The following is a 25,724-nucleotide window of genomic DNA, read 5'->3' as shown; positions in this document are numbered from 1 at the left end:
ATTGGATTTTTTGTTTTTTATTCAGAGATCTTTTTCTTACAAAATAAAACTTGTCTTAAAACAGTGTTAATCTTTTAACTTGTTTATAACCAGTTAATAACACCCGTTTATCGAACTTTAAGAATCTTTTAACTAGTCAAATTCATTTTTGTCAAAAAAATCGTATATTTGCACCTCTAAAATTTTAAGCATTCGACATGTTTGATATAAGGCTTAAAGAAAACAGTTTTTATGAGAAAAAGCGTATTAAAATTAATAATTTTAGTCGCGGCAGTAATGATAACCAGTTTAGGCTTTACTCCTTCTACGAAAAAAGCCATAGTTGTAGTTCCGGAAACTTACAGAGTAACCGATTCCTTAGAATATTCGGTTGGCAACTATACGGAACCTAAAATTAAAGTCACCCCCCCGTTTTTAGGTAAATCATTTGTCGGATTTAAGGAAGCCCTTGCTTTCAAAGAATCAGGTGGAGATTATTTCACTATCAACTATTTGGGATATATGGGGAAATATCAATTTGGGGCTTCTACACTTCAATTATTCGGGGTGTATAATAAGCATTTGTTTCTTAACAACCCGGTATTACAAGAGAAGGCTTTTATAGCCAATACTGCCAGAAACAAGTGGATATTGCGAAAAGACATTAAACGTTATGTAGGTAAGCGATTTAACGGGGTCAAAATTACCGAATCTGGTATTTTGGCGGCTGCACACCTTGCCGGAGCGGGTAATGTAAAAAAGTATCTAAGATCAGGAGGTGCCACCGGCTTTGAAGATGCAAATGGTGCTTCTATTCGCTATTATATGAAACGCTTTTCGGGATATGATACTTCAGGCATACTGCCACAACGACTTACAAAAATCTAAAAATTTTATATCTAACTAAGAGGCTCGGTACATTACCGGGCCTTTTTTATTGGGCATACAATATAAAAATACAGGGACGTTTATGCAGAGCCACACTTATCTTCTTCCATTCAGCTACCGGCATCGTTTTTATAAATTCGGTAGGTAAAGTAAGGTCGCATGCTACGCATAGCAGCGTATCGTCTTTTAAGTGATTTAAAAAATTTGCGAGTAGTTTATCATTCCTGTAAGGGGTTTCTATAAATATTTGCGATTGATCATTTTCGGAAGAGAGATGTTCAAATTTCCTGATCTCTTTTTTTCTTTCCTGTTTGTCAATAGATAAATACCCGTTAAACGCAAATCGTTGCCCATTCATACCACTGGCCATAAGCGCCAGCAAAATAGAAGAAGGCCCTACCAGAGGTACTACACGAATGCCTTTTTGATGTGCCAGTCGCACTAACTCTGCGCCCGGATCTGCTACCCCGGGTGCGCCGGCATCAGAGAGAATACCTAAAGGTCTGCCCTCTAAACAGGGGGTTAGATATTCCTGTATCTCAGAAGGTTCAGTATATTTATTTAAAAATTGAAAGCGTAGGGAAGCCTGTGATTTTCCGGAGCTCACCTTTTTAATAAAACGCCGTGCCGGTTTTTCACTTTCCACAATATAATCATTTACCTGCTCAATTGTACTTTTAATAGACAGGGGCAACACTTCCAAAGGTTCATTTTCACCTAGTGTATTGGGTATAAGGTAGAGTTTACCGTAGGTTTCAGTACTTTGAGACATGGCAAAATATTTTACTTTTCAGGTAAAACTACAAAAAAGCTTTTAAAACCAGACACAACCGGAGCAGGTGAGAGGAGTTTATAAAGAGGGTTGTTTGTTTTTAAGGTTACCAGCCAGTGTTTCACAAGCCTCATCCAGCATTTTAAATACATTTTGAAAACCTTTTTCGCCACCATAATAAGGATCGGGTACATCTACATTTTCTTTGGGAAATACCAAATTGAGAATAAGGTCAACTTTTTGTCTCTCTTTTTCATTCCTGGCCAACCCTACAACATCATTGTAGTTACTGTTGTCCATAACATAAATATGGTCAAATTCTTCAAAATCAGATACTTGAAATTTACGACAACGCTGAGAGGTAATATCAATTCCGTATTTGGAAGCAATGGCCACCGATCGCGGATCGGGCGGATTTCCCTCGTGATAGGAGATGGTACCTGCAGAATCTACGAAAACTTTTTCAGGATGTACTTTGGACCTCAGAATACCTTCAGCCAACGGTGATCTGCAAATATTACCGAGGCAAACCATCAAGATGCGGGTTTTCATTATTGCGAAAGTTTCTTCGTTAAATCATCAATATACTTCCTGAACTGCTTATCGGTTTCTGCCAGATTATCTACAGTTTTGCAAGCGTGTAATACAGTGGCATGATCTCTTTTTCCTATTTGAGAACCAATACTGGCCAGAGAAGCCTTGGTATATTTTTTGGCAAAGAACATGGCCAGTTGCCGTGCCTGAACAATATGTCGTTTCCGGGTTTTGGATTGTAAGGTGTCCAGGTCCATCTGAAAATAATCAGACACTACTTTTTGAATATAGTCTATGGAAACTTCCCGCTTCGTATTCTTAACAAATTTTTCAACAATTTGAGTCGCCAGCTCCAGAGTTACTTCTTTTTTATTGAAAGAAGACTGTGCTATTAAAGAAATAATGGCACCTTCGAGCTCTCTCACATTTGTTTTTATATTCTTGGCTACATAGTCTATGATCTCATCTGGCATTTCAACCCCGTCCCTAAACAGTTTGTTTTTAAGAATAGAGACCCGGGTTTCAAAGTCAGGGCTTTGTAATTCTGCAGAAAGACCCCATTTAAACCGGGAAAGGAGGCGTTGCTCTATATCCTGCATATCTACCGGAGCTTTATCAGAAGTAAGAATTACCTGTTTTCCGTTTTGATGTAAATGGTTGAAAATATGAAAGAAAACATCTTGTGTTCCGGTTTTTCCTGAAAAGAACTGCACGTCATCAATAATAAGTACATCGATTAACTGGTAAAAGTGAATAAAATCGTTACGTGTGTTCTTTTTTACGGATTCTATATATTGCTGTGTAAACTTTTCTGCTGAGATATAAAGAACGGTTCTCTCGGGATACTTATCTTTAATTTCAACACCAATGGCATGTGCCAAATGTGTTTTTCCTAATCCAACACCTCCAAATATGAGCAGAGGATTAAAAGAAGTACCTCCGGGCTTATTCGCTACCGCGAGTCCTGCAGAACGTGCCAGTCTGTTAGAGTCTCCTTCAAGAAAATTATCAAAATTATATGAAGGATTTAATTGCGACTCTATTTTAATGTTTCGTATTCCCGGAATTATAAAAGGGTTTTTTAATTCGGGATTTTTATGCTTTACCGGTACATCTAACTCCTGCGGGGCCACATTTGCCCGGTGGCTACTGGGTATTTTTTCAGTAAATGGCTGCTTATTACCATATGTATTTTCCATTTTAATTACATATACTAATTTTGCATTTTCCCCGAGCTCACGGGTTAGGGCCACTTTAAGCAGCTTTACGTAATGCTCTTCTAGCCATTCGTAAAAAAACTTACTGGGAACCTGAATACTCAATGCATTATCGGTAAGCTTGACTGATTTAATAGGTTCAAACCAAGTCTTATAAGCCTGTGGTTGAATATTATCCTTAATAAAAGATAAACAGTTCTCCCATACCGTTTGCGCAGTGATGCTCATTCCTCGTATAATTTTGAAGTTAGATTAGTAAATTATGAAATGAATAGTTTTCTTAATTTCGCTACTTAGGCAGAACAAATATGTGAACAAATATTTGAAAAAAAAAATGAAATGCGGATTGAATTTTTACTTTTTTTTTTGCATGTCGGGTAACGTTAATTTTACTTTTTATTAACATATAAAAATCTTATACACTTGAAAGTTTATACCTACAAAATTGAAATTCGAACACGATATTCCGAAACTGATAAAATGGGGGTAGTATATCATGGAAATTATGCTCAATTTCTTGAAATAGCGAGAGTTGAGTGGCTTCGTGATCTGGGAATATCGTATAAATGGATGGAAGATAACGGAGTAGTACTTCCGGTAATATCTTTACACATAAATTATCACAAATCTGCCTATTATGATGACGTTTTATCGATAAAAATCAGCCTTTCAAAGATGCCTTCTGTACGTATAGAATTTGACTATGAAATCACCAATGAAAAAGGTGAAATTATTACTACAGCAAACACAGTTTTAGCATTTATAGATATGGCATCCGGAAGACCCATTCGATGTCCTGATTACATTCTTGAAAAGCTGCAATAAATCATATCTCAAATTTGCTTTTTTACGATCATAACGCCATAAATAGACTCCAGTTGTCCAATTACCTGTTTCAATTGATGGTTGCGAATGCGTAATTCCATATAACATTTTTCCTTCATATTCTGGGAAACAATTTTTACATTATTCTCTTTGATTAAACGCATCACAGCGCTAAGATTTGGATACTTAAAGGTAATTTGGATAGATGTTTCTACATATTTTTTGATGGGTACGGAAGCTTCAACAGCATATTTTGCAGATGTTCTGTATGCTTTAATGAGGCCGCCAACCCCCAGTTTTACCCCTCCAAAATATCGTACGACAACAATTAGAATATTGGTGAGCTTTGCAGATTGTATTTGACCATAAATGGGGGCTCCTGCACTGTTTCTGGGTTCTCCATCGTCATTTGTTCTTGATTCTGTAGAATCATTGGTGCCTAATTGCCAGGCATAGCACCAATGTCTGGCTGACGAATGTTGTTTTTTTACTGTTTCGAGACATTTGTTTATTTCGCTACGATCATTAACAGGAAAGGCATATCCAATAAACCTGCTGTTTTTTTCTTTTAAAATAACAGCTTCTGCCGGTTTTTCTATGGTTGTATATGTATCGTTGTCTCGCATATTTTCAGTTAAAGCTCATAAGAATGATACCAAAAATGGCCAGTATAATACCTACTTTGTTGTATCCTGACAACTGTTCTTTGAAAAGAAAAACACCGGACAGGGTAGATACCATTACAACGCCAACATTGTTTACCGGGAATATGACCGAGCTCTCCAGTCCATTGGTCTTCAGTGCCATAACTATAAAATAAACCGAAAAATAATTGGGTATTCCCAATAAAATACCGGCGACCATATTTTTTAAGTGAAAGGTTGGTTTTTTTGCGATATAATGGCCTGTTAGAAATAGAGTTCCGGAAATCCCGGCCATAAAAAAAATAGTAGTTGCAAAAATATCGGTTTGATCTTGGTTAACATAACGGTGCTCGAGAAATTTTAAGATAGTATCTAAAATACCTGACCCAAAGAATAGCAATACCGGTAAATACCAGTACGAGATCTCAAATTGCTGTTCACCTCTTTTTCTGGAAACCATATATACGGCAAGTAATGCAATCAGAATTCCACCAATCTTTAAAAGCGTAACGGTTTCATCAAACACTATAAAAGCAAAAGTGACGGGGATAACTACTGACATTTTACTGGCAACAGAAGCCATAGCAACCCCACCCTTTTGTGATGTTAAAGCAAGCACATTAAAAAGTGAAAAGAAAATGACTCCTAGCAAGACAGTGCCATAAAACCAGTCCTGATATATAATTTGAGAAATATCAGTAGTATCAGAAGCCCTAAAAAAACCAATAGATGCAGCAGTAAAATAGTTTATTACTATGGCGTGCAGGTTGTGGATACGGTACTTTGTAAAAGCTTTAAAAATTACAAAAAGAAGTGTATTCGAAAGGATGCTGAGAATTACGTAGCCCACAGTTACATGAAAAAAGATTGTTCAAATAATTGGGTTACATCGTCTTTGCCGGGAATAAGGTGCCAGCTTTGAATGCCTGCATTTTTTGCAGCCAGGACATTACTTTCCATATCATCTATAAACAGTGTTTCTTCACTTTGCAGATTGTTCTCGCTGAGTACGTATTTATAGATCTCGGTATCGGGTTTTCTAAGATGAATTTCATGAGACAGATAGAATTTTTCAAAACACTGCTTAAAACGGTCGTACCGTACACCAGTCATACTCTTTTTTACTTCGGTAATATGCAATTCATTGGTATTGCTCAGCAAGAACATACGATAGTTCCCTTTTTTAGCCAGCCTTTCTGCAAATTGCAGGCGGTATTCAGGAAAATCAAGTATAATAGCATTCCAGGCCTGTATAAGTTGCTCTTTTGAAGTATGAGGAAGCAAATGGTGGTAATACTGTACAAAATCAGTAGTGGTAACAAGTCCTTTTTCATACGACTCATTCATTCGAATCATATTATCATCGAGTTCTCTGAGCCCTAATTGCCCGATCTTTCGAAGGGTAGCCTCTTTATCCAGATTTATAAAAATATCGCCAAAATCAAATATGATGTTTTTTATCATGACTGCGGGTTATGCCAAATAGTTAATTCGTCGTTTAAAAGATGAAGCTTTTTCAACAGGGTTCCGGAGATACGGGGAGCTGTTGTGCCGTGCCCAAATACCGTATCGCCTGTAAAAACACGGGCTTCATCCCAGATGTTCTCATTAATGAACAGGTTAAGGGTATGTGCGCCTCCTTCAATAATGCAACTTTGTATCTCCATTTCATACAGTACTTTGCAAATTTGCAGGGCGGGATTTTGCTGAAAGTTGATAGATGCTCTTTTTATATGTGATGGTACATGCGTGTGCGTTTCCTTTCCTGTGATCAACAGCGTTTGGGCATTCTTGTCAAAAACCTGAAATGATTCAGTGTTAATAGCGCCTTTTTCATCGATCACCACTCGTATTGGTGATGTTCCATGCCAGTTTCTAGTGGTTAAAGAAGGGTTGTCTTCCAGTACGGTTCTTGTACCGGCAAGAATTGCACTTTCCTCACTTCTCCATTTATGTACCCATTGTCTGGAAAGAGAATTTGTTATCCAGACAGCACCCCTGGGGGTATGGGAATTTCCATTTCTCGCATGCGGACTCAGATACCCATCTTTGGTACGAGCCCATTTAAGGATAATATAAGGGCGTTGTTTAAGATGAAACGTAAAAAATCGCTTGTTTAGTTCATGACAATGCTCTTCAAGCACTCCTATTATTACCTCACATCCATGATCTTTGAGTTTTTTAATACCTTTTCCTGCTACTTTTGAATGCGGGTCCATAGAGCCTATTACTATTTTTTTAATGCCTTCTCTAATAATAAGATCACTGCACGGAGGTGTTTTGCCGTAATGACTGCAAGGTTCCAGGTTAACATATAAGGTAGCCTCTTTAAGTAGCGTTTTATCCTTTACACTTTGAATAGCAGCTACCTCGGCATGAGGGTCACCGGCCTTTTTATGCCAGCCCTCTCCAATAATAAGACCTTTGTGTAGAATAACGCTGCCTACCATAGGATTAGGGTAGGTAGTACCCAGTCCGTTTTTAGCTAGTTGAATACAGCGGTTTATATATTTTTCATGTATATTCACATCACAAAAATACTATTTAAATATACAAAGTTGAAGGACTCATTTGTTATACGTGAAATACAGGTTTCCGATAATGAAACTGTACGACATATTATAAGAAAAGTACTTGAAGATCTCGGGGTGCCCAAAACCGGCTCGGCTTATGAAGATGCTTCTTTAAACGATATGACGGCTTCTTATACGGGAGACCGAAAGATATATTACGTGGTAGAAGAAAACGGAATAATCAAAGGTGGTGCAGGAATTGCCCCTCTGGATAATTATGAGGGAAATGTATGCGAACTTCAAAAAATGTATTTTCTTGAAGAATTAAGAGGAAAAGGAGCGGGCAGAAAACTTATTATAAAATGCCTTGAGAAGGCAAAAGAGTGGGGGTATGAAGGGTGTTATCTTGAAACCATGCCGTTCATGAATGTAGCACAAAACATGTACAGGTCTATTGGGTTTTCCTTTTTGGATAAGCGCATGGGAGACACCGGCCATAGTGCATGTCCTGTATGGATGTATAAAGATCTGACCGTATAGGTAAAAAGACTTCTTAAAAATGAAATTAACGGCTATACGATCTTTCTACCATCAGGAGTTAAGTTCCCTTTATGAAAAAAAGGAAATTGACCGGTTTTTCCATATTCTTCTAGAAAATTATACAGGGTTGGATACGCTAGCATTGGTTTTGAAACCAGACCTGGCAGCCTCTAAGGAAGAAGAACAGCTTTTGTTTGAAGCACTCGCAGCGTTACGCCTTGAAAAGCCAATACAATACATTACCGGTAAAGCTTTTTTTTATGGCTTTGATATTAATGTCAATCAACATGTTTTAATTCCAAGGCCAGAAACAGAAGAACTAGTGGACTGGGTGATAAAAGACCATAAAAATACAAAAAACACCTCCCTGAAAATATTAGATATAGGTACCGGTAGTGGTTGTATCGCAATTGCCCTGGCAAAAGAACTACCCCGGGCCCAGGTATATGGGTTAGATATTTCTGAAGAAGCCCTGAAAGTAGCCACTAATAATGCAAAACAACTTGATACAAACGTCCACTTTATCCAAACCAATATTCTTACCGCCGTTTCACTAAAAGAACAATATGACATAATTGTTTCAAACCCTCCTTATGTGCGATTTAGCGAAGCTGAAGTAATGAAAAGAAATGTATGTGAGTATGAGCCACATCTGGCATTATTTGTAAGAGATAATGATCCGCTTGTATATTATAAAAAAATTGCTGAACTGGCTGTTGATAATTTAACCGATCACGGTACTTTGTATTTAGAGATCAATCAATATCTTGCCGTTGAAATGCAGACATTACTCAAAGAGAAGGGATTTTCCCGGGTCACTCTTGCCAGGGATCTTTCGGGAAATGATCGTATGATAAAAGCGCAGAAATAATAATACATAATGTTTAGGGCCTTATGTAAAACCCATATTGGCCGGGAATGAACAGTAAAAACACCAAAAAAGAGTACGGCGTATAACCAATTAAAGGAATAGTTATGGTAACCCCTAAGCAGCGAATAGAAAAACTTCGAGATGAGCTCAATCTTCACAATTACAAATATTATGTGCTTGATAAACCGGTTATTTCCGATTATGATTTTGATATGATGCTTAAAGAGCTTCAGAAGCTGGAAGCTGCTTATCCGGAATATTACGACCCTGCGTCACCTACTTTACGGGTAGGGGGAGCCGTTACCAAGAATTTTGAAACCGTCGTACACGAGCACAGAATGTATTCTCTGGATAATTCTTACTCCAGGGAAGATCTGGAAGACTGGGAAAAGCGCATACAGCGTATTTTGGGAAATGCCGATCTGGAGTTTGTTTGTGAATTGAAATATGACGGAGCTTCTATTAATATTACTTATGAAAACGGGTTATTGAGTAAAGCCGTTACCCGGGGTGATGGCATACAAGGCGATAACGTTACGAATAACGTGAAGACCATACGGTCGGTACCTCTTAAGGTGAAAGGTGAATGCCCTGCTGTATTTGAAATACGAGGTGAGATCGTGCTTCCCTATGAAGGATTTGCCAGAATGAACCAACAACGTATAGAAGCCGGAGAAGAACCCTATATGAACCCAAGAAATACGGCCAGCGGTAGCCTGAAACTTCAGGATAGCTCTGAAGTGGCAAAAAGGCCATTAGATTGTTTATTGTATTCATTACTGGGGCAGCAGGTAGGGGTTAAAACCCATTTCGAATCTTTAGAACTGGCACGTTCCTGGGGTTTTAAAGTACCTGTTGAAGCCAAGTTATGTAAGAATACTCGTGAAGTTATGGAATATATAGCTTATTGGGATAAAAACAGGCATGCCCTGCCTTATGAAACAGATGGGGTAGTGGTAAAGGTAAACAGTATTGCACAGCAGGAAGAACTGGGTTATACGGCAAAAGCGCCCCGCTGGGCTATGGCGTACAAGTTTAAAGCAGAGCAGGCAACTACGCGGTTACTTTCTATTTCATATCAGGTAGGAAGAACAGGGGCCATTACACCCGTAGCTAATCTTGAACCGGTATTGTTGGCAGGAACTACCGTAAAACGAGCATCTCTTCACAATGCCGATCAAATTGAAAAACTCAATGTGAGAGTAGGAGATACCGTTTTTGTAGAAAAAGGGGGGGAGATCATTCCCAAAATTATAGGGGTAGATTTTACAAAAAGATCATCCTATTCGCAACCGGTTGTATATATTGATACATGTCCTGAGTGTGATACTCCGCTCATAAGAAAAGAAGGCGAAGCACAGCATTACTGCCCCAATTACACGGGGTGTCCTCCTCAGATCACGGGTCGCATACAGCATTTTATTTCCCGCAAAGCGATGGATATAGACGGTATGGGAAATGAAACTGTTGAGCTTTTGTTTCGCGAGGGACTCATTGCGAATTATGCAGATCTTTATGAGCTTCGAAAAGAACAAATTGTTCCTTTAGAACGAATGGCAGAGAAATCTGCCGAGAATCTTATCCAAGGGATCGAGGCTTCTAAAATGATCCCTTTTGAAAGGGTGTTGTATGCTTTGGGAATTCGCTTTGTAGGAGAAACTGTAGCCAAAAAACTAGCCCGTGCCTATACATCTGTTGAACATCTTAAAAAAGCTTCTTTTGACGATTTGATTGCTGTAGATGAAATAGGTGGAAAAATTGCAGAAAGCGTAATTGATTTCTTTGCTAATCCTGAAAATTTAAGTATTATCGACAGGCTTGAAAAATATGGATTGCAGTTATCTCTAGCTAATGACATAACGAATAAAAAATCAGATGTACTAACCGGATTAACTTTTGTGGTTTCCGGAGTTTTTGAATCTCTTTCCAGAGATGAATTGAAAAGACATATTGAAGATCACGGCGGAAAAGTAGCTTCTTCAATTTCATCAAAAACCAGTTACGTGGTAGCAGGAGCCAATATGGGGCCCAGTAAAAAAGACAAAGCAGAACGGCTGGGTATTCCGCTTATTGATGAATATCAGTTTTTGGAAATGATATGAAAATAGCCAGGTTACTAAAAGCTTATTATATAATTGGAATACTTCTTCTATTGGGAGAAGGTTTGGATATTAGTTTCCTTAGGTTAAGCGGAAGGCTATTAATTCTGCCCTTGTTGTTTTTTATTTATTTACGAAGTGCTCAAAAGGTAAATTATGTTATTATAGCCATTTTTGTGATCTATTTCACAGGGGGTATATCTAATTTTTTTGATCAGGCCCTTACCCTTAAATACACACTACTTGTGTATGGTGCGGGGCATATTTTAATGGGAGCCTTATGTTTTCAGCTTATTAACGAAAAAAGTACCCAACGATTGTTATTATATGCTATTCCTGTTATAAGCCTTTGGGCAGTATATTACGACCTGTACCTGGATGAAACATTTGGAGATACACTTGGCAGTTTATACCCTATTATACTGGGGTATTCTATTATTCTGGGATTATTCAATATACTCGCCAATGTAAGTTTTTTTAATTCAGGTTCGTATCTCACTATGTATCTTGTAATTATATCGGTTAGTCTTTTAGTGGGCGATATTATGATGTGCCTGTATATTTTTGTGGACTCTCTGAATCTTTTCAAGGTGATCAATGAGGCCACTCACCTTGTTTCTTATCTCTTTTTGCTGCGGTTTGCTTTGAATTATAGCGGATTTAAATTAAAATCGAAGTACCTTCCGTAGCCATACGGGTACGGTTATCAAAATAAAAATCTATTCGGCCCAGGTTAATACCATAACAGCCTACCTGATTAATAAGTACATCTTCTTCTTTTCTATTAAGGTGTACTTCGGGTTTATCCAGAAATGTATGGGTATGCCCGCCAATAATAAGATCAATACCTTCAGTCTTGGCTGCAAGCACTACATCAGAAGGTGTTTGTGCGTCTCTGTAGCGATAGCCTAAATGCGAAAGGCATATTACCAGGTCACATTGTTCTTCCTGTTTCAGTTGCCTGCTCATGTCCTGAGCCCTTTCTATGGGGTCTAAGTAAACTGTTTCTTTATACAGCTTTTTAGTTACAAGTCCGCTTAACTCAATACCCAGGCCAAAAACACCTATCCGTATCCCATCTCTTACAAAAACATGATAAGGTGCTACCTGTGTGTCCATAATAGTATTGGTAAAATCATAATTAGCCGAAAGGAACTTAAAACTGGCATTGGGTAGCTGGCCGTACAGCCCCTCAATACCATTATCAAAATCATGATTGCCAATGGTCGCTGCATCATACTTAAGCATGCTCATGAGTTTAAATTCCAGTTCGCCACCAAAGTAATTAAAGTAGGGAGTACCCTGAAAAATGTCCCCTGCATCCAAGAGAAGGGTATTTGGATTTTCGGCACGAATAGACTCAATTAAAGCTGCTCTTCGGGAAACGCCTCCTTTGTTGGGGTTGCGTTCATCAGTAGCAGGAAAAGGGTCTATGTGACTGTGAACATCGTTGGTGTGTAATATGGTTATATGTTTAAGGGAAGAAGTACAACTTCCCAGGGAAAGGCCGCCCATACCGGTTAATACAGAGCCTGCCAGAGTGCTTTTAACAAAATCTCTTCGTTTCATTACTCTATTGTGAATCGGTTATCGTATTGTGCTTTAATGGTATCAATTTCTGCAAAATGATCAATCAGGATATTGCGTATTAAATAATCGGTTTCAGTTCTGGAAACCGGATCATTAAAAAATGTCATCCGGTCGCCAAGATTTGCGAGATAATTGGAAGTAGCTACCCGATAAACTCTGTTTTTTTCCAGGGGTTTGCCATTTATGGTAATACTTTTAATGCTATGATCTTTATGCAGTACCAGCCTGAAATGATCTGAAAAGGGATGTGCTCTCTGATTTTTAGCCAGAAATTGAGCCATATTCTCAATATGATTGGCAGTGAGCTCCAACACAACTACAGTATTTTCAAAAGGCATCAATTCATAAGCATTCCGGGCAGTTACCGGCCCTTTGTTGAGTTTGGAACGAATACCCCCATGATTCAGGAAAGCAAAATCAACAGCCTTACCAGTCCTTTTTTCATACACCGGAGCGGAACGTTCGTAAACCACATCTACCATAAAGTTACCGAGAGCCGTATTTAGAGGTGTTTCGTAGATATCAATGGTGGTAGGGTTATAGGCAAGAACTGAATCTAACGTCTGGTTTATATGTGTACGATAGGGTTGTATGTATTCATCAATTTCAGAAACGGAGGGTAGGGAATCGGTTACGGGAAGTTGACGGCCTTTGATTTGGACCAGGTTTGGCAACTGCTTACAGCTATAAATAAAACTAATTGTTATGAATACAACAAAATGTTTAAAAAACAAGACGAGAAGTTTTGATTTCATCTAAAAAAAATGAGTGAAGTTATATACTTTTGTATCACAAAGTAAAGATAGATGTTTTTAAAAAAACTCAAAGATAATAATGCCAACAGAGTATTAAAAAAATGCATCAGCAACCGTAAAGACGGTAGTTTACAGGATAGGGGTAAGACGGTTTCTCTTGGGTGCATTGTAAATATCGACGAGTTTAATCATACAGAGGTGTTTACCGCGCTTTACAAAGAGATGGGCTTGCGTGAGAACCAATTTAAGATTATCGGGTTTACTTCCCGGGAAGAGTCCTTTTCAGGATTTTCAATACCTGTTTTTACCGTTAAAGACCTCGGTTGGGGCGGTGTTATCAAGAATCAGGGAGTTCTTGAGTTTATGAATTGGGAATACGATGTTTTACTTAGTTATTACGAAGAAGCACCTATTGTTTTAAAGTTGGTTACCGCTCAAACAGTTGCAAATCTCAAAACCGGATTACTGGTTAAAAATCAGGAACTCAATGACGTGGTTTTTGAAATAAAGCCCGATAAGTTCAGCCAGTTCCGATCTGAATTTCTCAAGTATCTAACTATCGTTAAAAAAGTATGAATTATAAAGAATTAGAAGGAACAGGGGTAGCTCTTGTTACACCTTTTACCGCTACTCATGCGGTAGATGCTGATATGCTGGCAAATGTGGTAAATTATGTAACAGAAGGAGGAGTAGATTACTTGGTAGTGCTGGGTACTACCGCAGAAACGGCTGCTCTATCTAATGAAGAAAGAGATCTGGTAAAGCTTACCATTACCACGGCTAATAAGGGGAGATTACCCATGGTATTGGGTATTGGAGGCAATCATACCGCTTCGGTTTGTGAAGAATTACAGAAAACCGATCTTTCTCCGTATGCTGCTGTATTATCAGTATCACCATATTATAACAAGCCTACTCAAAAAGGGATCTATGAACATTTTAAGCAGGTGGCACAGGCTTCTTCCAAACCCATAATCCTCTATAATGTTCCGGGAAGAACCGCTTCTAATATAGCACCGGAAACGGTACTTCAACTGGCATCAGATTTCCCCAATATCATTGGTATCAAAGAGGCAGCGGGAGATATTGTACAGGCCATGAGGCTTTTAAAAGAAAAACCGGATGACTTTCTGGTGATTTCCGGAGATGATATGATTACCCTGCCTATGCTACTGGCAGGCGGAGCCGGTGTGATCTCTGTTATAGGGCAGGGCTTTCCAAAAGAGTTTTCTAAAATGGTCAGGTTAGGTTTACATGGGGAATCTGCAGATGCTTATTCTCTACATTATAGGTTAATGCATATAATAGATATGATCTTTGAAGAGGGAAATCCGGCAGGTATTAAAACGGTGCTTTCTTATTTAGGAATGGGTACTAACAACGTGCGGTTACCTTTAGTAAATGCGAGTAGTGACCTGCAGCAAAGGATAAAGGATTTCATTGTTACATTTTAGTAAAGTAAACAACACCACTTTACTCGCTTAATATCATAGATTTGTATAATTCTTTATACAATAAAATACAGTTATGGTCTTAAAATGTTAAAGTGCTGATAAAAAAGGAGTTGGTATATATAAAATATATTCTTTTGCACGTTTTAAAGTTTGTTTTTTTTATTTCGTCAGATTAGCTAATTTTGCCACATGAATATATTCACCAGGGCTTTAAGTGTTCTTTTGATAGCAGGTTTGGTTTTCACTTCCTGTAGCGAATATCAAAACGTTCTTAAAAACGAAGATACTGCTAAGAAATATGAATTAGCAGAAAAGTTATATAAAGAAGGTAACTATAAAAAGGCTTTGCGTCTTTTTGAACAAATTGCTCCTTCATTTACCGGGAAACCCCAGGGAGAACGTGTTATTTTCTTTTATGCCGATACGCATTATCAACTCAAAGATTATTATTTGGCAGGCTATCAGTTCGAGCGCTTTTACAAATCATACCCCAAGAGTGACCGGGCAGAAGAAGCTGCATTTTTGGGAGCCAAAAGCTATTATCATCTTTCTCCCAAATACAGTATAGACCAGACAGAAACCAATAATGCCATTGAAAAGCTACAGTCTTTTATAAATGCATATCCCAATTCTGAGCGTATTGCCGATGCAAACGTAATGGTACGTGAGTTACGGACCAAACTTGAAAAAAAGGCTTTTGAAATAGCCAAACAGTACAATCGCATACGTGATTACTACGCAGCTATTAAATCTTTCGAAATGTTTTTATCCGATTATCCGGGTACTCCTTTCAGAGAAGACGCGATGTATTACAAGTTCGAATCTATGTACAATCTGGCTATAAGAAGTGTTCAGAGTAAATTAGAGGAACGTCTAAGTCAAGCCAAAGAAGCCTATGGCATTTTAAAACGATATTATCCGGAAACAAAGCATGCAGCTTCTGCTGATAGTATGCTGGCCGACATTGATAAACAGTTACAACAATTTAGTAAATAGAGAATATGAGTGATTTTAGAAAGACCGATGCGCCCATTACTACGGTAACCATCGACAGGAATGAGTTTGATAAACCTACAGATAACATTTACGAAGCGATCTCCATCGTATCGAAAAGAGCTAATCAGATCAATACCGAGATCAAGAAAGAACTTATCGAAAAACTGGAAGAATTTGCTACCTATACCGATAGTCTGGAAGAAATATTTGAGAATAAAGAGCAAATAGAAGTATCCAAATTCTATGAGAAACTTCCCAAGCCTCATGCAATTGCTGTTCAGGAATGGCTTGAAAATAAGATTTATTACAGAAATACCGAAAAACAACAATAGATTATGTCTGTTTTAAGCGGCAAAAATGTGCTCTTAGGTATAACAGGGGGCATTGCCGCTTACAAAACCCCTTTTCTTGTACGGCTGCTTATCAAGGCAGGTGCTACCGTTAAGGTGGTAATGACCACTGATGCCAAGGAATTTGTTACCTCACTTACCCTTTCTACATTAAGCAAGCATCCGGTATGGTCCTCTTTTGTAGATAAGGAGGATGAAAATGCCGTTTGGAACAACCATGTGGACCTGGGCCTGTGGGCAGATATTATGATCATTGCCCCTGCAACGGCCAATACCCTTTCAAAAATGGCACATGGTGTTAGCGATAATCTGCTGCTGGCCGTATATCTTTCCGCAAAGTGCCCTGTGTATTTTGCTCCTGCAATGGATCTGGATATGTATCGCCATCCGTCTTCTCAAAACTCATTCAACACCTTACGTTCTTTTGGGAATATCATGATCCCTGCCGGCCATGGTGAACTTGCCAGCGGGCTCGTTGGCGAAGGACGAATGGCAGAACCTGAAGCTATTGTTTCTTTTGTGGAAAACGACCTCTTAAAAAAACTTCCGTTAAGGGGTAAAAAAGTGCTTCTTACAGCAGGGCCTACCTATGAAGCCATAGATCCGGTACGTTTTATCGGGAACCATTCTTCCGGAAAAATGGGGTATGCCATTGCTTTACAGGCTGCAAACCTGGGAGCAGAGGTAGTTCTCGTTTCAGGGCCTTCCTCAGTATCATTACAACACGACCATATAAAACTAATTAATGTAGTAAGCGCTGCTCAAATGTATGAGCAATGCCATAAATACTATACCCAATGCGATATAGCCATTCTCACTGCTGCAGTTGCCGATTATCGTCCTAAAAATATAGCTGTTCAGAAAATAAAAAAGAAAGAAAACCCGTTACATATAGAACTTGAGCCCACACCAGATATTTTGGCTTCTCTGGGTAAAGAAAAAAAGGAACAGTTTCTCGTAGGATTTGCTCTCGAGACCGATAATGCATTAGACAATGCAAAAAGCAAACTGGTGAAGAAAAATCTGGACGCTATTGTTCTCAATACGCTGGATGGTAAAGATGTAGCTTTTGGAAGTGACACTAATCGAATTACATGGATCGATAAAGAATTGAATGTAAAACCATTTGAACTTAAAACCAAAAAAGAAGTTGCCGAAGATATTTTTAGTGAAATACTGGTTAGGTATCAGAAATAATCTATTATTTCTTGTTTGTCTGTTATCAGGCTCGTTTGCAGTAAGTGCCCAGGAGCTTAATTGCAATATTATTGTCAATTCAGACCAGGTAGCACAAACCAACCAGCAAATATTCAAAACCCTTGAACGGGCCCTGAATGATTATGTAAATAAAACCAAGTGGACGAATAAAACATATAAGCAGCAGGAACGTATAAACTGCAGTATGCTTCTAACCATTACTTCTTTTGATGCCAACAGCCTTTTTTCAGGTACGATCCAGATACAATCCAGCAGGCCGGTATTTAATTCGGCCTATGAAACCCCGGTTTTTAATTATAACGACAGGCAGTTTACCTTTAATTATATTGAATTTGAACCCCTTTTTTACAACCCGAATATCTTTGAATCCAACCTGGTAGGTGTGATCACTTATTATGTGTACATTATACTGGGAATGGACGCAGATACCTTTAGTAAAAACGGTGGTACCGAGTATTATGAAAATGCACGGGAAATTGTAAACCAGGCTCAGGGTAGCGGTTACCTGGGATGGCAGCAAACTGACGGAAACCGTACCCGATGGGAACTTATTGATAACTTGCTTTCCAACACTTTTGAAGAATATCGCACAGCCATGTATAATTATCACCGTCTTGGACTGGACAATATGGTAGATAATATGATGCTTGCCAAGCAGCAGATAGCCGGTTGTATGAAAATGTTTGAACCTCTGGTCGTAAGAAGGCCCAATTCCTTTTTATTGCAAACTTTTTTTGACGCCAAATCGGAAGAGATCCTGGGTGTCTTCTCTGATGGCCCCAAAATAGACGTGGTAAGCCTTAAAAATTCCCTGAACAGAGTAGCTCCATTCTATGCCAATACCTGGAAAGAAATAAAGTTTTAACAAAGTTTTCCGACTCCCAAATAAGGTTTATATTTGAGGGTAAAAACAGGTAGTTTGCTAACAGAACTTTCTATAAAGAATTACGCACTTATCGATTCCCTTAAAGTTGGTTTTGGTGATGGTTTTCATGTGATAACCGGTGAAACCGGCGCAGGGAAATCTATTTTACTGGGTGCCTTATCATTGGTTTTAGGTAAACGAGCTGATCTTGACAGCCTTAAGAACAAATCGGAAAAATGTGTAATCGAAGCAGAGTTTTCCATTGTTCGTTATGATCTTAAACATCTTTTTAAGACACTGGATCTGGATTATGAAGAAATTACGATCATACGAAGAGAAATTCTTCCGGGGGGCAAGTCCAGGGCATTTATAAATGATACACCCTGCACGCTGGATGTTTTACAAAGCCTCAGTACCCGCCTGATCGATATACACTCTCAGCACCAAACACTGCAATTGACCGATGACGACTTTCAACTACAGGTTATTGATGCGGTTGCCGGAAACAAAAATATCTTGGCAGATTATCACAAAATCCTAAAATCCTATTCTCAGGCTAAAAGTAAGTTACAGGAACTCATAGATCTTCAGAAGGAAAGTGATAAAGAGCAGGACTATAACTCCTTTCTTTTAGAGGAACTTCGTCAGTTTCCTTTAGAAGTGGGTATGCAGGAAGAACTGGAAGCCACCTATGAAAAGCTCAGTAATGTAGAAGAAATACAGGAAAAACTCTCGTATGCCGTTCAAATATTAAGTGATGAGCAATTGGGTACTTTAGGGCAACTTTCCGAACTCAAAATTACCCTGCAAAAACTTTCGGGATTTGGCAAGGCCTTCGAAGAGCTGGGTAACCGTGTGACTTCAGTATTTATAGAATTGGACGATGCTTTTTCAGAATTACAGGGTTTGCAGGATTCTCTGGAAACCGATCCTAAGCAGTTGGAGGCAACAGCAACACAACTAAGACACCTATATGATTTACAAAAAAAACATCAGGTTGCCGATGTAGATGCGCTTATTGCCGTGCGAACTTCATTAGAACAAAAGGTCGCTGTTATTGAAAACCTGGAAGAAGATATTAAAACAGCACAGCTCTTAGTACTGGATCTTGAGAAAAAACTGGATACACTGGCCCGATCGCTTCATGAAAACAGGAGCAACGCTATTCCCAAGCTTAAAAAGTACCTTGAAAAATCATTACAGGAACTGGGGATGGAGCATGCACGTTTTGATATTACTTTAGAGCTTTCCGGGGTATATGGAAAAAATGGGAAAGACCGGTTAAGCTTTTTGTTTGCAGCCAACAAAGGTTCTGATTTTGGTAACCTTAAAAAAGTAGCTTCGGGAGGTGAATTGTCAAGGATCATGCTGTCTATAAAAGCTTTGCTGGCTAAACACATGCAGTTGCCCACTATTATGTTTGATGAGATAGATACCGGGGTTTCAGGAGAAATATCTCATAAAATGGGAGACATTATGAGACAAATGAGTTCATATCTGCAAGTGTTCTCTATCACGCATTTACCCCAGGTAGCAGCTAAAGGAGACCGGCACTACAAAGTATATAAACAACATACTTCTCAAAACTCTATAACATCTATAAAGCTCCTGAATGAAGAAGAACGCATTATTGAAATAGCCGGGATGTTAGGAGGAAAAGAGTTGAGCAATTCTGCTATGGCTCATGCGCGGCAACTACTTAATTAATATAAATTTTAAATATCTTTGACGGCACTGTTTAATTGCTGTACTTTAAAAAGAACGACTATGTCATACAACTTGTTAAAAGGAAAAAGAGGAATTATTTTTGGAGCACTTGATGAAAATTCCATAGCCTGGAAAACCGCTTTAAAAGCACATGAAGAAGGTGCTTCATTTGTGCTAACCAATGCACCAATAGCCATGCGCATGGGGCAAATAAAAAGTCTGGCAGATAAAACAGGCTCTGAGATCATCCCGGCAGATGCCACTAATATAGAAGAACTGGAAAACCTTGTCCAGAAATCGATGGATATTCTGGGAGGTAAACTGGATTTTGTACTTCATTCTATTGGGATGTCGGTAAATGTGCGTAAAGGAAGAGCCTATACCGATCAGAATTACGATTTCACAACTAAAGGTTGGGATGTATCTGCACTTTCTTTTCACAAAGTAATGCAAACGCTTTATAAAAAAGATGCCATGAATGAATGGGGAAGTATCGTAGCGCTTACCTATATGGCGGCACAAAGAAGTTTTCCTGATTATAACGATATGGCAGATAATAAAGCCTATCTGGAATCCATTGCCAGGAGTTTTGGATACTTTTTTGGAAAAGACAAAAAAGTACGGGTAAATACCATATCACAATCCCCAACACCTACCACGGCCGGAAAAGGGGTTAAAGGTTTTGACGGGTTTATTGCCTATGCCGAAAAAATGTCTCCTCTGGGAAATGCCACAGCAGACGATTGTGCCGATTATACCATTTCTCTTTTCTCAGATCTAACGCGCAAAGTCACCATGCAAAACCTGTTTCACGACGGAGGTTTTTCCAATACAGGAGTTAGTGATGCTGTGATGGATAAATTTACTGAATAGATAGAAGAACTTTAAATATACAAAGCTACCTAAGGGTAGCTTTTTGTATTTAATTACCTTTGTATTATGAATATTACTTTTTCTCTCATTATACCGGTTTACAACCGTCCGGATGAAATTCAGGAACTCCTGGAAAGTTTGTTAAAGCAGGACTTTGACAAACCTTATGAGATCGTGATCGTAGAAGACGGGAGCACTCATACTTCTAAAGAGATCGTGAATGCCTATCGTTCTCAATTAGGGATATCGTATTTTTTTAAATCCAATTCAGGACCCGGTGATTCCCGTAATTTCGGTATGAAAAAAGCAAAAGGAAATTATTTTATTATACTGGATTCTGATTGTATTCTGCCTCCCCATTACCTCACCGCTGTATGGGAATCGCTTACCGGTGAATATATAGATTGTTTTGGAGGGCCCGATACAGCCCATAAAGATTTTACCGTCATTCAAAAAGCCATTAACTACGCAATGACCTCATTTATTACAACCGGAGGTATTAGAGGCAAAAAAAAGGCTGTTAACCGCTTTCAACCACGAAGTTTTAATATGGGTATCTCTAAAAAAGCATTTGAAGCAACCGGCGGTTTTGGAAAAATTCATCCCGGTGAGGATCCTGATCTCACTATTAGAATTTGGAATGCAGGCTTTAACACCCGCCTAATTCCCGAAGCATATGTATATCATAAAAGAAGGATCTCATGGAAAAAGTTTTATCAGCAGGTACATAAATTCGGACTTACCCGTCCTATTTTGAATCACTGGCACCCGCAAACAAAAAAAATAACCTATTGGTTTCCGGCTGTTTTTCTGGCGGGTATTCTGGCAGCCATATTATTTGCTATAGCCGGGATGTATTACCCTTTGTATGCCGTAGGCCTCTATTTTATTATCATTTTTGCAGATTCGCTTTTGAAGAACAAAAACCTGTTAGTCGCTTTGTTTTCTGTTTTTGCAGTACTTGTACAGTTTACCGGTTACGGATATGGTTTTGTAAAATCGACCTTTCAGATTAGCTTGCTCGGTAAAAAGCCCGAAACAGCATTTCCAAAGTTGTTTTTTAAGTAATTATGAAAAAGCGACTTCTTAATATACTTGGCAGAGATACTTTTAACAGAAGAAAACTTTCTATATTTTCGGTTTTCTTCATCCTGGCCACAATTTTGTGGTTTCTTATCAAGCTTTCAGAATCTCATGTTAGTACACTCACGTATGATATTGTATATACTTCAGTTCCTGATGATAAATTGATACTCGACGAACCTCAAAAAACGATAACAATAGAGGTGCGTGCAACTGGATATGATATATTGCGACTAGGGGTTTTTAGAGACGAAATAACCCTGCATGTGTCTAAGGCCCAGGAGCAGAACGGAAAATTCTTTTTTACCCCGCAGTATCTGGAGCGTACAATAAAAGAGCAGATCAATAAATCGCTTACCTTCGAATCATTACTAAATGATACTATTTACCTGAGCCTCGGAAGGAATATGGAAAAAAAGCTACCTGTAATACATCAATTAAGCCTTACTTTTGAAAAAGATTTTGACCTTTACGGCTCTTTATTGATTATTCCGGATTCAGTAACGGTAAAAGGCCCGGAGAATATTTTAGACACTCTTGGTTATGTGACTACAGAACCTGTTGAACTCACTTCTGTGAAGAGTGATTTCGAGACTAAAGCCAGCCTCACGCTTCCCGGAAATGAAAAAGCAATTTACTTAAGTGTCTCTGATGTACTCATTCGAGGTAAAGTAGAAAGATATTCTGAAAAAGTGTTTACTGTGCCCGTGTTAGTTATCAATAAACCCCAAAATATCTCATTACGCCTTTTTCCCGAACAGGTAAAAGTTACCTGTAGAGGCAGTTTAAAAGATCTTAAACTGGTTAATCAGGAAGATATATTGGTGGTCTGCGATTTTAACGAAGCCGGTGATTCGGGAATTTTAATCCCTAAAATACAAAAATACCCACCTTTTTTAAGTACAGTAGTGTTGCAGGATAAAAAGGTAGAATTTTTAATACAAAGAAAATGATAGTAGGATTAACCGGAGGCATAGGCAGCGGGAAATCTACCGTTGCCGGTTTTTTTCAGGAAATGGGGGTTCCTGTATTTATTGCAGACGAGGTTGCCAAAACTCTTCTGGCTGATTCTGCCGAAGTCATTAAAAAAGTAAAGGCACTTTTAGGAACAGCCGCCTATAAAAGTGGAGTTCCGGATAGAAAATACATTGCCGGAGAAGTTTTTGCAGACCCTGATAAGTTAAAAAGGTTAAACAAAATAATACATCCGGAGGTCAGGAAAAAGTTTGATGAATGGTACAAAAAACAGCCATCGCCTTATGTAATAAAAGAGGCCGCCATTTTATTTGAGTCAGGAGGTGCTAAAGAATGTGATCTTATTATAACCGTTACCGCACCAATGGAAACCCGTATAGATCGTGTAATAACAAGGGATGGGGTGAGTAGGGAGGCAGTATTGGCTCGCATGAAAAACCAATGGAGTGATGAAGAAAAAATAAAGCTTTCTGATTTTACGATTGTGAACACTGATATTGAGGAAACTAGAAGGCAAATAGAAGATATTCATGGTGAAATCCTTGGCTGTATAAGAAAAATCTGAAAATTTAACGTTTTTGTTAAGGTTTGGTTAAAAGCGGGTATAAAGCAACCCGAAACCTTTAATTTTGAACAAATGAGTAAGAGATTATTCGTTTTACTGGTGGTGCTGATGAGTATGTCACTCATTGGTATTATTTTCGTTCAGGGGTATTGGATTAAAACAACCATAGAAAACAAGGAAGAACAGTTTTCTATGAATGTAAATCAAATTCTTAAGTCAGTCGCAGACGATATTCAACAACGTGAGATAAAGGATTTTGTGGAGGTGGTTGTGAGTGGTATGGACAGCCTTGAAAACCCAAATGTTACTGAGATTGCAAAACTTTTTGTAATTCAAACCGATAGCCGGACAAATGAACGTTTCATTTATTCGCATGGTATTCTTGAAGAAGATTATGGATTTTCTTCAGCGTTCTTTGAAAACGGAATAGACAGCATAAACATTAAACGGCTTATAAGTACCAGAGATTCAAGAGTCATTAAAGAAGGCGTAAGCCTGGATGGAAAAAAAGTAGATGAAGAGCAAATAGTTAGAAAAATAGGACGGTTAGATCAAATAGATAAGGCCGCTTTTGAAACTTCCTATCGTGATATCGCCAAGCGTTTCCCCATTCATCAGAGAACCAATGCACGTGAAATTGAGCTTCTGCTGCAAAGGGAATTAAAAGACAGAAACATAGATATTGATTTTGAATATGGAGTATATAGCAACGGACTCGCTACCAAAGTAAGATCAAGAGGTTTTGTCCTCTCACAATCTACACGATATCGTACTCCTCTATTTATGGATAATGAAGGGCAGAGTAATTACGATCTGCAGGTAAGTTTTCCCAAAAAGAAAAAATTTCTTATTTCGAGTATTATCCAGATGGCTTTACTCTCAATGGTATTTACCCTTATTATTATCGTAGCATACTCAAGTGCATTGTACCAACTTATACGTCAAAAACAGATATCAGAGATCAAAACCGATTTTATCAATAATATGACGCATGAGTTTAAAACGCCTATAGCCACCATAAATCTTGCTTTAGACGCTATTAAGAACCCCAAAACTTTAAATGATAATGAGAAGATAAAACGATACCTTCAAATGATACGGGACGAAAACAAACGTATGCATACTCAGGTAGAAAATGTATTACGGATTTCAAAACTTGAGAAAAATCAGCTTGATATTAATAAAGACCGAGTAGATGTTCACGATATTATTCATGATGCTGTTTTGCACGTTTCTCTTATTGTAGAAAACCGGGGAGGGTATATAAAACAACATCTCGATGCCAATAGGAGTGAAGTGCTGGCTAATGATGTACACTTTACCAATGTAATAGTGAACATACTCGATAACGCTATTAAATATTCACCCGAAGTGCCTGAAATAGATGTGTTTACTGAAGTAATTAAAAACAGTGTCATTATAAAAATACAAGATCGTGGTGCGGGAATGAGTAAAGCTGTTCTAAAACGTATATTCGAAAAGTTTTATAGAGAGCATACAGGAAATATTCACAATGTAAAAGGACATGGTCTTGGACTTGCATATGTTAAAAAAATCGTTGATGACCATCAAGGAGAAGTATATGCTGAAAGTGAAAAAGACAAAGGAAGTACCTTTTATATTAAGTTACCTTTAATTTAAAAATTATGGAAAAAGCAAATAAGAGAATACTATTAGTTGAGGATGACCCGAACTTTGGTATCGTCTTGAAAGACTACTTGTCAATGAACGATTTTGACGTAGTACTGGCAAAGAACGGTATGGAAGGTTTTGAGAAATTCAAAAAAGACAATTTTGACCTCTGCATACTGGATGTCATGATGCCCTATAAAGATGGTTTTACACTGGCCAAAGAAATTCGGGAAAAAAATGATTCTATTCCTATCATATTTCTTACTGCAAAAACTATGAAAGAAGACGTTCTTAAAGGCTATAAAGCCGGAGCAGACGATTATCTCAACAAACCTTTTGATTCTGAGGTGCTTCTTTTTAAGATCAAGGCAATTATGCAGCGAAAAGCTACAGACTCTGTAGCAGACAGTAAGCAATACGAATTCAAAATCGGTAATTTTCATTTGAATTCAAAACTTCGCTTTCTTACCTTTGGTGACGAACAGCCTATTAAGTTATCTCCCAAAGAGAATGAGCTACTTCGTTTACTGGCCCTCCATGAAAACGATCTTATGCCAAGAGAACTGGCACTTACTAAAATTTGGCGTGACGATAATTACTTTACTTCCAGAAGTATGGATGTGTACATAGCCAAACTGAGAAAGTATCTTAAAAAAGATGAAAATGTAGAGATACTTAATATTCACGGAGAAGGGTTCAGGCTCGTTATAAAAAGTGAAGCTGAGTAATTAAAAACAACATTAATGGTAACTCATAAAAAGGCCTGGTTTTTCCTGGCC

The 25,724-nt window shown here is 38.3% G+C and carries 28 protein-coding genes; 19 read left to right on the top strand and 9 right to left on the bottom strand.

Annotated elements, in window-relative coordinates:
- Positions 1–231: 231 nt before the first annotated feature.
- A complete protein-coding gene (locus WAO84_RS02415) occupies positions 232–867 on the top strand; it encodes a peptidoglycan-binding protein LysM (RefSeq protein ID WP_340063427.1) in 636 nt (211 codons plus the stop codon).
- A gap of 46 nt (positions 868–913) precedes the next feature.
- On the opposite strand, the gene WAO84_RS02410 is transcribed toward WAO84_RS02415, so the two are convergent.
- The 3 genes from WAO84_RS02410 to dnaA all read right to left on the bottom strand — a co-directional run bounded on the left by WAO84_RS02410 (position 914) and on the right by dnaA (position 3,618).
- Positions 914–1,639 carry an SAM-dependent methyltransferase gene (locus tag WAO84_RS02410; protein ID WP_340063426.1) on the bottom strand — a complete coding sequence of 242 codons (726 nt, stop codon included), beginning with the start codon at positions 1,637–1,639 and terminating at the stop codon, positions 914–916.
- Positions 1,640–1,717: 78 nt separating this feature from the next.
- A complete protein-coding gene (locus WAO84_RS02405) occupies positions 1,718–2,191 on the bottom strand; it encodes a low molecular weight protein-tyrosine-phosphatase (protein WP_340063425.1) in 474 nt (157 codons plus the stop codon).
- The gene (gene dnaA, locus WAO84_RS02400; protein WP_340063424.1) at positions 2,191–3,618 is read right to left on the bottom strand and encodes a chromosomal replication initiator protein DnaA; all 1,428 of its coding nucleotides are present in this window, start codon (positions 3,616–3,618) and stop codon (positions 2,191–2,193) included. Before dnaA ends, WAO84_RS02405 begins: the two co-directional genes overlap by 1 nt.
- A gap of 195 nt (positions 3,619–3,813) precedes the next feature.
- On the opposite strand from dnaA, the gene WAO84_RS02395 reads away from it, so the two are divergent.
- The gene (locus tag WAO84_RS02395; RefSeq protein ID WP_340063423.1) at positions 3,814–4,215 is read left to right on the top strand and encodes an acyl-CoA thioesterase; all 402 of its coding nucleotides are present in this window, start codon (positions 3,814–3,816) and stop codon (positions 4,213–4,215) included.
- Between the two features lie 8 nt (positions 4,216–4,223).
- Here the strand turns inward: WAO84_RS02395 and WAO84_RS02390 are convergent, their stop codons facing one another.
- Genes WAO84_RS02390 through ribD form a run of 4 tightly spaced genes read right to left on the bottom strand, consistent with a single transcriptional unit; the run spans position 4,224 to position 7,387 of the window.
- Complete coding sequence (locus tag WAO84_RS02390) at positions 4,224–4,841, bottom strand: IMPACT family protein (RefSeq protein ID WP_340063422.1); 618 nt, start codon at positions 4,839–4,841, stop codon at positions 4,224–4,226.
- 4 nt (positions 4,842–4,845) lie between these two features.
- Complete coding sequence (locus tag WAO84_RS02385; RefSeq protein WP_340063421.1) at positions 4,846–5,709, bottom strand: EamA/RhaT family transporter; 864 nt, start codon at positions 5,707–5,709, stop codon at positions 4,846–4,848.
- A gap of 2 nt (positions 5,710–5,711) precedes the next feature.
- Positions 5,712–6,323: an HAD family hydrolase gene (locus tag WAO84_RS02380; protein ID WP_340063420.1), complete on the bottom strand. Its 612-nt coding sequence runs from the start codon at positions 6,321–6,323 to the stop codon at positions 5,712–5,714.
- Positions 6,320–7,387: a bifunctional diaminohydroxyphosphoribosylaminopyrimidine deaminase/5-amino-6-(5-phosphoribosylamino)uracil reductase RibD gene (gene ribD / locus WAO84_RS02375; RefSeq protein WP_340063419.1), complete on the bottom strand. Its 1,068-nt coding sequence runs from the start codon at positions 7,385–7,387 to the stop codon at positions 6,320–6,322. The genes WAO84_RS02380 and ribD overlap by 4 nt, the downstream gene beginning before the upstream one ends.
- Before the next feature lie 30 nt (positions 7,388–7,417).
- On the opposite strand from ribD, the gene WAO84_RS02370 reads away from it, so the two are divergent.
- From WAO84_RS02370 to WAO84_RS02355, 4 genes are all read left to right on the top strand, one after another.
- Positions 7,418–7,912, top strand: a complete 495-nt coding sequence (locus WAO84_RS02370) for a GNAT family N-acetyltransferase (protein WP_340063418.1) — start codon at positions 7,418–7,420, stop codon at positions 7,910–7,912.
- 19 nt (positions 7,913–7,931) lie between these two features.
- The gene (gene prmC / locus WAO84_RS02365) at positions 7,932–8,783 is read left to right on the top strand and encodes a peptide chain release factor N(5)-glutamine methyltransferase (protein WP_340063417.1); all 852 of its coding nucleotides are present in this window, start codon (positions 7,932–7,934) and stop codon (positions 8,781–8,783) included.
- 104 nt (positions 8,784–8,887) lie between these two features.
- Positions 8,888–10,885: an NAD-dependent DNA ligase LigA gene (gene ligA, locus WAO84_RS02360; RefSeq protein WP_340063416.1), complete on the top strand. Its 1,998-nt coding sequence runs from the start codon at positions 8,888–8,890 to the stop codon at positions 10,883–10,885.
- Positions 10,882–11,571: a hypothetical protein gene (locus WAO84_RS02355; RefSeq protein ID WP_340063415.1), complete on the top strand. Its 690-nt coding sequence runs from the start codon at positions 10,882–10,884 to the stop codon at positions 11,569–11,571. Before ligA ends, WAO84_RS02355 begins: the two co-directional genes overlap by 4 nt.
- On the opposite strand, the gene WAO84_RS02350 is transcribed toward WAO84_RS02355, so the two are convergent.
- On the bottom strand, positions 11,543–12,451 hold the full coding sequence (locus WAO84_RS02350) for a bifunctional metallophosphatase/5'-nucleotidase (RefSeq protein ID WP_340063414.1): 909 nt from the start codon (positions 12,449–12,451) through the stop codon (positions 11,543–11,545). The two genes, WAO84_RS02355 and WAO84_RS02350, sit on opposite strands and share 29 nt — an antisense overlap.
- Complete coding sequence (locus WAO84_RS02345) at positions 12,451–13,227, bottom strand: 5'-nucleotidase C-terminal domain-containing protein (protein ID WP_340063413.1); 777 nt, start codon at positions 13,225–13,227, stop codon at positions 12,451–12,453. Before WAO84_RS02345 ends, WAO84_RS02350 begins: the two co-directional genes overlap by 1 nt.
- A 51-nt stretch (positions 13,228–13,278) precedes the next feature.
- Here WAO84_RS02345 and WAO84_RS02340 point away from each other — a divergent pair, with 51 nt between their 5' ends.
- The 13 genes from WAO84_RS02340 (at position 13,279) to WAO84_RS02280 (ending at position 25,673) form a co-directional block, all read left to right on the top strand.
- A complete protein-coding gene (locus WAO84_RS02340; protein ID WP_340063412.1) occupies positions 13,279–13,803 on the top strand; it encodes a DUF6913 domain-containing protein in 525 nt (174 codons plus the stop codon).
- Complete coding sequence (dapA, locus tag WAO84_RS02335; protein WP_340063411.1) at positions 13,800–14,681, top strand: 4-hydroxy-tetrahydrodipicolinate synthase; 882 nt, start codon at positions 13,800–13,802, stop codon at positions 14,679–14,681. The genes WAO84_RS02340 and dapA overlap by 4 nt, the downstream gene beginning before the upstream one ends.
- Before the next feature lie 189 nt (positions 14,682–14,870).
- Positions 14,871–15,677, top strand: coding sequence for an outer membrane protein assembly factor BamD (locus WAO84_RS02330; RefSeq protein ID WP_340063410.1), 807 nt, complete (start codon positions 14,871–14,873; stop codon positions 15,675–15,677).
- A gap of 5 nt (positions 15,678–15,682) precedes the next feature.
- Positions 15,683–16,009 carry a DNA-directed RNA polymerase subunit omega gene (locus WAO84_RS02325; RefSeq protein WP_340063409.1) on the top strand — a complete coding sequence of 109 codons (327 nt, stop codon included), beginning with the start codon at positions 15,683–15,685 and terminating at the stop codon, positions 16,007–16,009.
- A gap of 3 nt (positions 16,010–16,012) precedes the next feature.
- A complete protein-coding gene (gene coaBC / locus WAO84_RS02320) occupies positions 16,013–17,224 on the top strand; it encodes a bifunctional phosphopantothenoylcysteine decarboxylase/phosphopantothenate--cysteine ligase CoaBC (RefSeq protein WP_340063408.1) in 1,212 nt (403 codons plus the stop codon).
- Positions 17,214–18,110, top strand: a complete 897-nt coding sequence (porD, locus tag WAO84_RS02315) for a type IX secretion system protein PorD (protein WP_340063448.1) — start codon at positions 17,214–17,216, stop codon at positions 18,108–18,110. Before coaBC ends, porD begins: the two co-directional genes overlap by 11 nt.
- Before the next feature lie 54 nt (positions 18,111–18,164).
- A complete protein-coding gene (gene recN / locus WAO84_RS02310) occupies positions 18,165–19,817 on the top strand; it encodes a DNA repair protein RecN (protein ID WP_340063407.1) in 1,653 nt (550 codons plus the stop codon).
- Positions 19,818–19,877: 60 nt separating this feature from the next.
- Entirely contained in the window at positions 19,878–20,690 is an 813-nt protein-coding gene (locus WAO84_RS02305; protein WP_340063406.1) for an enoyl-ACP reductase FabI, read from the top strand.
- 66 nt (positions 20,691–20,756) lie between these two features.
- Complete coding sequence (locus tag WAO84_RS02300) at positions 20,757–21,758, top strand: glycosyltransferase family 2 protein (RefSeq protein WP_340063405.1); 1,002 nt, start codon at positions 20,757–20,759, stop codon at positions 21,756–21,758.
- Positions 21,759–21,760: 2 nt separating this feature from the next.
- Positions 21,761–22,726 carry a CdaR family protein gene (locus WAO84_RS02295; protein ID WP_340063404.1) on the top strand — a complete coding sequence of 322 codons (966 nt, stop codon included), beginning with the start codon at positions 21,761–21,763 and terminating at the stop codon, positions 22,724–22,726.
- Complete coding sequence (gene coaE / locus WAO84_RS02290) at positions 22,723–23,313, top strand: dephospho-CoA kinase (protein WP_340063403.1); 591 nt, start codon at positions 22,723–22,725, stop codon at positions 23,311–23,313. Before WAO84_RS02295 ends, coaE begins: the two co-directional genes overlap by 4 nt.
- Before the next feature lie 72 nt (positions 23,314–23,385).
- Entirely contained in the window at positions 23,386–24,954 is a 1,569-nt protein-coding gene (locus tag WAO84_RS02285) for a sensor histidine kinase (protein WP_340063402.1), read from the top strand.
- Positions 24,955–24,959: 5 nt separating this feature from the next.
- Complete coding sequence (locus WAO84_RS02280) at positions 24,960–25,673, top strand: response regulator transcription factor (protein WP_340063401.1); 714 nt, start codon at positions 24,960–24,962, stop codon at positions 25,671–25,673.
- Positions 25,674–25,724 lie beyond the last annotated feature (51 nt).

Origin of the sequence: Ascidiimonas aurantiaca (assembly GCF_037646345.1) — a bacterium.
GTDB classification, from domain to species: domain Bacteria; phylum Bacteroidota; class Bacteroidia; order Flavobacteriales; family Flavobacteriaceae; genus Ascidiimonas; species Ascidiimonas aurantiaca.
Note: the sequence above shows the minus strand (reverse complement) of the source record. Positions and strands in the feature narration are given on the sequence as shown.

Bases quoted from the DNA above. Each gene is read 5' to 3' on its own strand.
- dapA (WP_340063411.1), top strand. From the start codon at position 13,800: ATGAATTATAAAGAATTAGAAGGAACAGGGGTAGCTCTTGTTACACCT.
- WAO84_RS02415 (WP_340063427.1), top strand. From the start codon at position 232: ATGAGAAAAAGCGTATTAAAATTAATAATTTTAGTCGCGGCAGTAATG.
- WAO84_RS02280 (WP_340063401.1), top strand. From the start codon at position 24,960: ATGGAAAAAGCAAATAAGAGAATACTATTAGTTGAGGATGACCCGAAC.
- WAO84_RS02355 (WP_340063415.1), top strand. From the start codon at position 10,882: ATGAAAATAGCCAGGTTACTAAAAGCTTATTATATAATTGGAATACTT.
- WAO84_RS02330 (WP_340063410.1), top strand. From the start codon at position 14,871: ATGAATATATTCACCAGGGCTTTAAGTGTTCTTTTGATAGCAGGTTTG.
- WAO84_RS02350 (WP_340063414.1), bottom strand. From the start codon at position 12,451: ATGAAACGAAGAGATTTTGTTAAAAGCACTCTGGCAGGCTCTGTATTA.
- WAO84_RS02390 (WP_340063422.1), bottom strand. From the start codon at position 4,841: ATGCGAGACAACGATACATATACAACCATAGAAAAACCGGCAGAAGCT.
- dnaA (WP_340063424.1), bottom strand. From the start codon at position 3,618: ATGAGCATCACTGCGCAAACGGTATGGGAGAACTGTTTATCTTTTATT.
- WAO84_RS02410 (WP_340063426.1), bottom strand. From the start codon at position 1,639: ATGTCTCAAAGTACTGAAACCTACGGTAAACTCTACCTTATACCCAAT.
- WAO84_RS02325 (WP_340063409.1), top strand. From the start codon at position 15,683: ATGAGTGATTTTAGAAAGACCGATGCGCCCATTACTACGGTAACCATC.
- prmC (WP_340063417.1), top strand. From the start codon at position 7,932: ATGAAATTAACGGCTATACGATCTTTCTACCATCAGGAGTTAAGTTCC.
- ligA (WP_340063416.1), top strand. From the start codon at position 8,888: ATGGTAACCCCTAAGCAGCGAATAGAAAAACTTCGAGATGAGCTCAAT.
- WAO84_RS02295 (WP_340063404.1), top strand. From the start codon at position 21,761: ATGAAAAAGCGACTTCTTAATATACTTGGCAGAGATACTTTTAACAGA.
- WAO84_RS02285 (WP_340063402.1), top strand. From the start codon at position 23,386: ATGAGTAAGAGATTATTCGTTTTACTGGTGGTGCTGATGAGTATGTCA.
- WAO84_RS02305 (WP_340063406.1), top strand. From the start codon at position 19,878: ATGTCATACAACTTGTTAAAAGGAAAAAGAGGAATTATTTTTGGAGCA.
- WAO84_RS02340 (WP_340063412.1), top strand. From the start codon at position 13,279: ATGTTTTTAAAAAAACTCAAAGATAATAATGCCAACAGAGTATTAAAA.
- WAO84_RS02380 (WP_340063420.1), bottom strand. From the start codon at position 6,323: ATGATAAAAAACATCATATTTGATTTTGGCGATATTTTTATAAATCTG.
- WAO84_RS02345 (WP_340063413.1), bottom strand. From the start codon at position 13,227: ATGAAATCAAAACTTCTCGTCTTGTTTTTTAAACATTTTGTTGTATTC.
- WAO84_RS02300 (WP_340063405.1), top strand. From the start codon at position 20,757: ATGAATATTACTTTTTCTCTCATTATACCGGTTTACAACCGTCCGGAT.
- coaBC (WP_340063408.1), top strand. From the start codon at position 16,013: ATGTCTGTTTTAAGCGGCAAAAATGTGCTCTTAGGTATAACAGGGGGC.
- coaE (WP_340063403.1), top strand. From the start codon at position 22,723: ATGATAGTAGGATTAACCGGAGGCATAGGCAGCGGGAAATCTACCGTT.
- WAO84_RS02405 (WP_340063425.1), bottom strand. From the start codon at position 2,191: ATGAAAACCCGCATCTTGATGGTTTGCCTCGGTAATATTTGCAGATCA.